Annotated in this window: 4 protein-coding genes; 1 reads left to right on the forward strand and 3 read right to left on the reverse strand. The window is 44.4% G+C overall.

Translation table 11 applies throughout. The features are described 5' to 3' along the window. Nucleotides 1–247 precede the first annotated feature (247 nt). Nucleotides 248–730, forward strand: a complete 483-nt coding sequence (locus BIV59_RS03705) for a LiaI-LiaF-like domain-containing protein (RefSeq protein WP_071350098.1) — start codon at nucleotides 248–250, stop codon at nucleotides 728–730. A gap of 400 nt (nucleotides 731–1,130) precedes the next feature. On the opposite strand, the gene yihA is transcribed toward BIV59_RS03705, so the two are convergent. The 3 genes from yihA to lonB form a co-directional block, all read right to left on the reverse strand. Then, complete coding sequence (gene yihA / locus BIV59_RS03710) at nucleotides 1,131–1,712, reverse strand: ribosome biogenesis GTP-binding protein YihA/YsxC (protein WP_071350099.1); 582 nt, start codon at nucleotides 1,710–1,712, stop codon at nucleotides 1,131–1,133. Then, on the reverse strand, nucleotides 1,709–4,030 hold the full coding sequence (lon, locus tag BIV59_RS03715; RefSeq protein WP_071350100.1) for an endopeptidase La: 2,322 nt from the start codon (nucleotides 4,028–4,030) through the stop codon (nucleotides 1,709–1,711). The genes yihA and lon overlap by 4 nt, the downstream gene beginning before the upstream one ends. Nucleotides 4,031–4,398: 368 nt before the next feature. After that, nucleotides 4,399–6,063 (reverse strand): ATP-dependent protease LonB, encoded by a 1,665-nt coding sequence (gene lonB / locus BIV59_RS03720; protein ID WP_071350101.1) that lies wholly within the window; start codon nucleotides 6,061–6,063, stop codon nucleotides 4,399–4,401. Between the last annotated feature and the right edge of the window lie 378 nt (nucleotides 6,064–6,441).

Genomic DNA, 6,441 nt, shown 5'->3' on the forward strand with positions numbered 1-6,441 from the left:
ATGAACAGTTTATGAAACATATGCTAACATGAAAATGGACCAAACAATTTCACCCCTGCAGGACGAAAGTTTTTTTCTTTGAATATGAAAGAAAAAAAGTTTAGACTGTCCTTTTTGAAGCGTTTATTATTAAAAGGAAAACATCCTTATCCTTGTTTACATATTTGCCGCCTTTGGCATACATACAAAAGTACCATAACAAAAATGAATAAGCACTTCAAGTAATTGGCATATCCAGGAGGTAATCATGAAATCACAGCGTATTTTCCCCGGTTTGATCTTAATAGGATTCGGTCTATACTTTTTTCTGAAACAGGCAAACATTGAATTGTTTCAGGGCTTTTTCAATTGGCCTACGATTCTGTGCATTGTCGGCATCGCCTTTTTGATACAGGCATACAGCGGAAAGGATAACGAAGCCATATTGCCGGGTGTCATCCTTTTCGGATTCGGGCTGCACTTCCATGTTGTCCACCGTCTTGAGATATGGCCCGATAATATTGGAGTGTTCATCTTAATCATAGCGCTGGGCTTCATCCTGCGGGCAAGGGCCTCCAGCACTGGATTGTTTCATGGTGTAGTATTATTAGTCATTTCCCTTCTTTCCTTATTTTATGACAAAATTACAGGCATGATGGGATTAATTAAAATAGGTACAGCCGACCCTGCTAAATTTTGGCCATTCATCGTGATGCTGATTGGCATCATTCTTCTTGTGAAAAAGAAATAGGATATGGGCAGCAGGCCTTTTATCCCTTTAAAAACGCATTAAAAAGAGCCTGGCCATCCTTTTGGAATGTGCCAGGCTCTTTTTTTGGAGCGGTACTATAGTTATCGCATAATCAGGCGTCAGCGCCAATTTAAAGGCGCTTTCGCTTTTTACATAATCCAGCTACAGCGCCTAGCTCGCTGAGGCCTGCAGGAAGCAGGTCATGAAGGCGTTTCTGCAGGATGCAGAGCAGTTAGCCTTCGATCCTTTTAAGATGTTTTGGCCTCAGAAGGCAAAAGAACGCCTTCCAAGGCCAAAGCCCTATTTGCTTAGGCCCCCAGGATGGGGGTCACAAAGACGTTGCCACAGGATGTGGCGTCTTTAGTCTTTGATCCTATGAACAAGGCGCTTCCGCTTTTTTTTACATATACTTGCTTAGTATGCCCCATGCTTTTTCTTTTCCTTCTCCTGTTTCACCAGAAAACAGAATCAGTTCGTCTTCTTTATCAAGGCCCAATGTTTCACGTGTGATTTTTAAGTGCTTTTGCCATTTGCCTTTTGGAATTTTATCCGCCTTTGTAGCAACGACAATGCGCGGCAGGTCGTAGTGCTTCAAAAATTCGTACATCGCGATGTCATCCTTTGTTGGAGGATGGCGAAGATCTACAATCAGCAGGGCTGCACGCAGCTGTTCACGGTTAGTGAAATACGTTTCAATCATTTTACCCCAGGCTGCACGTTCGGACTTAGATACCTTAGCATAGCCATATCCAGGTACATCCACAAAGTGAAGGCTGTCATTAATAATGTAAAAATTCAGCGTTTGTGTTTTTCCTGGCTTAGACGAGGTTCTCGCAAGGTTTTTCCGGTTAATCATTTTGTTGATAAAGCTGGATTTGCCCACGTTCGATCTTCCTGCTAATGCAAATTCAGGAAGCTGCTCGCCGGGATACTGTTCAGGCTTTACAGCACTTATCACAATATCAGCGCTTGTTACTTTCATTCAATTTCACCTGCCAATGCGTGTTCAAGTACTTCATCTACATGTGAAACGAGAACATATTCTAAATCTTTCCGGACGCTTTCAGGGATATCATCAATGTCCTTTTCGTTATCCTTTGGAACAATGAGCTTCGTTAATCCTGCACGATGGGCACCGAGAGATTTCTCCTTCAAGCCGCCAATCGGCAGTACACGCCCTCTAAGCGTAATTTCGCCGGTCATTCCGACTTCCTTACGGACAGGCACTCCCGTTAATGCGGAAATCAATGCGGTTGCCATCGTAATTCCAGCTGACGGGCCATCCTTTGGAACTGCTCCTTCAGGGACATGGATATGAATATCATACTTTTCATAAAAGTCCGGATCAATATGAAGCTTTTCAGCTTTGGAGCGGACGAAGCTGAATGCAGCCTGTGCCGATTCTTTCATTACATCACCAAGCTTACCGGTCAGAACCAGTTTGCCTTTGCCAGGAGAAAGGGACACTTCGATTTGAAGGGTATCTCCGCCAACTGAAGTATAAGCAAGCCCAGTGGCAACGCCTACCTGGTCTTCCGCTTCGGCCTGGCCGTAATGGAACATCGTTTTCCCGAGGAAATCAGCCACATTGGCCTCACTCACCACCACACGCTTTTTCTCGCCAGACACGATGATTTTAGCTGTTTTGCGGCAGATGCCAGAAAGCTGGCGCTCAAGGCCCCGTACTCCAGCTTCGCGTGTATAATAGCGGATGATCTGAAGCAGGCCGTCATCTCGGATCTGAAGCTGGGACTTTTGCAGCCCGTGGCTTTTCAGCTGTCTTATCAAAAGATGCTCTTTCGCAATATGAAGCTTTTCAATTTCCGTATATCCGGAAATATTAATGATTTCCATTCTGTCGCGAAGCGGTCCAGGTATCGTTGAAAGATCATTGGCCGTCGCGATGAACATGACCTGTGAAAGATCATAGGTTTCTTCTATATAATGGTCGCTAAAGTTATGATTCTGCTCCGGATCCAATACTTCAAGCATGGCTGAAGATGGATCACCGCGGAAGTCGCTGGACATCTTATCGATTTCATCGAGAAGGAAAACAGGATTGATGGTTTCTGCCTTTTTCATTCCCTGAATAATCCGGCCGGGCATAGCCCCTACATATGTGCGCCTGTGTCCGCGGATTTCAGATTCATCTCTTACCCCGCCTAAGGAAACGCGCACAAAGTTCCGGTTCATGCTTGCAGCAATTGATTTGGCAAGGCTTGTTTTACCGACCCCAGGAGGTCCTGCAAGACAAAGAATCGGCCCTTTAAGGGAGTTTGTCAGCTGCTGTACAGCCAAAAATTCTAGCACACGTTCTTTGACTTTTTCAAGGCCATGATGATCGCGGTTCAATATTTTTTCTGCCTTGATGATGTTCAAGTCATCCTTTGTGGTTTTCGACCAGGGAAGAGAAACGAGCCAGTCAATGTAGTTGCGGATTACCGCACTTTCAGCAGAACTGGATGGAACCTTTTCATAGCGGTCCAGTTCTTTGTAGGCGGTTTTCTCTACATGCTCAGGCATGCCGGCAGCTTGTATTTTCAAGGTAAGATCGGCAATCTCGCCGGTCTTTCCTTCTTTGTCTCCAAGCTCCTTCTGGATGGCCTTCATCTGTTCGCGCAGATAGTACTCTTTTTGTGTGCGTTCCATTGAGCGTTTGACGCGCTGCCCGATTTTTTTCTCGAGATTCAGCACTTCTTTTTCATTGTTGATGATCTCAATTACACGCACGAGCCGCTGCCTGACATCTAAGGTTTCCAGAATCTCCTGCTTTTCCTTTGGCTTCAGCGGCAGATGGGAAGAAACAATATCTGCAAGCCTTCCTGGTTCTTCGATATCAGCCGTTGATGAAAATGTCTCTGCGGTAATTTTCTTTGACATTTTTATGTATTGCTCGAAGTATTCAAGGAGGGTCCTCATTAATGCCTGATGTTCGGTTTCTTTGTCTTCACTGTCTTCGAATACTTCAAGCTTAGCGGAAAAATACGTCTCATTATCGTAAAAAGAAACGATTTCTGCCCGGTTCAAACCTTCTACTAAAACACGGATTGTCCCATTGGGAAGCTTTAGCATTTGTTTAACTTTTGTAAGAGTCCCCATGGTATATATATCTTCTTCTCCGGGATCATCCAGAGATACATCTTTTTGTGTGGTTAAAAAGATGAGATGGTCTTCTACCATTGCTTTTTCAAGGGCTTGTACAGACTTATCTCGTCCTACATCCAAATGCAGAACCATTGTAGGATACACAAGCAGTCCTCGTAGCGGCAGGAGGGGGACGATGATTTCTTTATCAGCCATAGCCTGACACCTCCATAAGATCTATCTATTTGCAACATGTGCATTCACTTATAAATTACCCTGTTTGACAACCTTTTAACAATTCTATCTTATTTGTATGAAAGTGTCTATTTGTTTGGTCAGCCAACGCGCTGTGGTGAAGTTGATGCGGCTAAACCTGTTTTAATAAAATACTGTTTTTCCGAAAACGTTGCTGCTTTGAAACAAGGTGGATGTTTTCCGCTCCAGAACGCTCCAATCAACCCGATTTAACTACGAGATCTCCTTACAGAATTCATTAAAAACAACAGTCTTTAAGAAAATAGCCTAAAAAAAGAGCTTCAGCCAAATAGAGATGCCCCGGTATGGGTAAACCGGGGCCGTTTTTGTTATACACTTTCTTTTTTTGAAATGCTGATGGACGGGATAATATTCTCCGGGATGATATCCTTTAATAATGCCTTGTCAAACACATCCTTCAGTTTTGTTACTGGGATGATGGTTATCCCATCTATTTCCTGCAGGATGCTCTGCATATTTTCCTCTGGGATGATCACAGTATCAGCTCCTGCAAGCTTGGCTGCTTTGATCTTTGGTATGACTCCGCCAATCGGCTTCACCTGCCCATGGATGCTGATTTCACCTGTCATGGCCAGCTTATGATTCACCGGAATTTTATAAATGGCCGAATAGATTCCTGTCGCCATCGCGATACCAGCAGAGGGACCATCAACAGGACTGCCGCCAGGGAAGTTGACATGAATGTCAAACTGATCAGCCGGCACACCCATGGAGCGGAGTACGGTGATGACATTTTCAATCGATCCTTTTGCCATACTTTTTCTGCGGATGGACTTCCCATTTCCGCCTATGCTTTCTTCTTCAACGATTCCGGTAATATTAATGCTTCCTTTATCAATTGCAGGAATGACCGTTACTTCTATCTCAAGAAGGGCTCCTGAATTCGGCCCGTAAACAGCAAGTCCGTTCACAAGGCCAACTTTTGGCTTTTCCTTAATTTTCTGGTCCATCCGGGGAGTAAGCTGGCTGCTGTGGGCAATCCATTCGATATCTTCGTCTTTAATAAAGTTTCGGTCCTCAGTAATAGAAATCCCCGCTAATGTCTGAACCATATTTACAGCTTCCCTGCCATTCCTGGCATACCCGGAGATGGTTTCGAGCCCTTTCTCGCTGATGGAAATCCTCACCTTATCAGCTGCCCGTTTGCTGACCTTGATAACCTCACCGCGTTCAAGATCTCTAAAAAACACCTCTAGGCACCGGGAACGGATAGCCGGCGGAATTTCACTCGGGGTCCTTGTTGTTGCTCCAATCAGCCTGAAATCAGCCGGAAGGCCATTTTTGAAAATATCGTGGATATGTGTAGGAATATTCACGTTTTCTTCCTGATAATAAGCACTTTCAAGGAACACTTTCCGGTCTTCCAGCACCTTCAATAGCTTATTCATCTGAATCGGATGCAGCTCTCCTATCTCATCTATGAACAGGACGCCTCCATGTGCATTCGTTACAGCTCCTTGCTTCGGCTGCGGAATGCCTGCCTGTCCCATCGCTCCTGCTCCCTGGTATATCGGGTCATGGACAGAACCAATTAAAGGATCGGCAATTCCCCTTTCATCAAAGCGGGCTGTGGTTGCATCCAGCTCTACAAATACAGCTCCCTGCCTGAATGGGGACTTATTATTTTTTTTGGCTTCTTCAAGAACGAGCCTGGCCGCCGCCGTTTTCCCTACTCCGGGAGGCCCATAAATGATGACATGCTGAGGGTTGGGGCCGCATAACGCTGCCTTCAAAGATTTAATTCCGTCTTCCTGTCCCACAATATCTTCAAATGACGTTGGCCTTACTTTCTCGGATAACGGTTCTGTCAGCGAAATGGAACGCATCTTTCTCAGCTGATCCATTTCCTTTTTCGAGTCACGGTCTATGGAAACTTTTTGCGTTCTTTGCCCTTTCAGCAAATTCAAAAAATAAACGCCAATGATAATCCCAAAAAACAATTGGATAAACAAAGCAATACCTGTCCAGCTCATCGCATTCCCTCCTGCAACACCTTTAATCTTATTGATAGTATCTCCTTTGTTGAACTGAAATAATCCAAGTTTTTGAGAAGGTATATGACGAAAGGGGCAACAGATATCAATTCGCTCGAATGAAGCTCGATTTGGCTCGAATAGCTGATGAATTGGCTCTAATCACACCTGATTTGGCTCGAATCCTTTCTAGTTTGAAACGATTATCCATTTAATTGGAAATTAAAAAACTGAAAGACAACCTTTTAATGAAGAGTTTTCTCTTAAAGATTGTTGTTTTTTTATGAGTTCTTAGAGGCAATTATATTGGTAAATCAGGTTGATTGGAGCGTAAGGTGCGAGACTCCTGCGGGATTAGCGGGAAGGTGAGACCCCGCA

The sequence above is a fragment of the Bacillus sp. MUM 13 genome, assembly GCF_001866725.1.
Classification (GTDB): Bacteria; Bacillota; Bacilli; order Bacillales; family DSM-1321; genus Peribacillus.

Bases quoted from the DNA above. Each gene is read 5' to 3' on its own strand.
- lon (WP_071350100.1), bottom strand. From the start codon at position 4,030: ATGGCTGATAAAGAAATCATCGTCCCCCTCCTGCCGCTACGAGGACTG.
- yihA (WP_071350099.1), bottom strand. From the start codon at position 1,712: ATGAAAGTAACAAGCGCTGATATTGTGATAAGTGCTGTAAAGCCTGAA.
- BIV59_RS03705 (WP_071350098.1), top strand. From the start codon at position 248: ATGAAATCACAGCGTATTTTCCCCGGTTTGATCTTAATAGGATTCGGT.
- lonB (WP_071350101.1), bottom strand. From the start codon at position 6,063: ATGAGCTGGACAGGTATTGCTTTGTTTATCCAATTGTTTTTTGGGATT.